Origin of the sequence: Synechococcus sp. H55.10, assembly GCF_047502715.1 — a bacterium.
In the GTDB taxonomy this organism is placed as follows: domain Bacteria; phylum Cyanobacteriota; class Cyanobacteriia; order Thermostichales; family Thermostichaceae; genus Thermostichus.
Window position 1 is genome coordinate 1 of the sequence record NZ_JANSJJ010000276.1, and the last position, 520, is coordinate 520.

1 pseudogene is annotated in these 520 nt (G+C 61.5%); it reads left to right on the forward strand.

The annotated features are described in order from the left end of the window. Window positions 1-50: 50 nt before the first annotated feature. Window positions 51-520, forward strand: a pseudogene (locus NW858_RS13125) (hypothetical protein); the annotation flags it as partial.

Sequence of the window (520 nt, forward strand, 5' to 3'; positions counted from 1 at the left end):
CGCCTGCAGACGCTGCTTTGGAAGCGGAATGCCGGGTTCTACGCCAGAAGGTGGCTGAGCAAGAAAAGACGCTGCAGGAGCGGGAACACGCCCTGCGCCAGTTGCAACAAACTTTGGCAGAGCAAAAGGTTCAGCTCTCGGAGCAGGAAGTTCAGCTGGCGGCGCGGCAACGCCTCAACGAGCGGCAGCGCCAAGACATCGAAGCCTTACAGGAGCAGATCGAGCAGCTGCGGCTGGCCCATGCCCAGGAGCGCCGTCAGTGGGAACACCGTCAGCAGGAGCTCCAGGCTTCTTTGCTGGAAGCGCAAGACCTGGCGGAAAAACGGGTGGAGATGTTACAGCGTTTCAAGGCAGAGCTTTCGTTGGCCCGCACCCAAATTGCCGAAACCCAGGCGGAGCTGAACAGCCTGCGGGCTCTGTACAATGACCAACAGGCAGCCTGGCAAGAACAGCGGGAACATCTCGAGGCGCGTCTGGCGGGCTATGCCGAGACAGAGGCGGAAGCGGAGCAGCGCTGGCA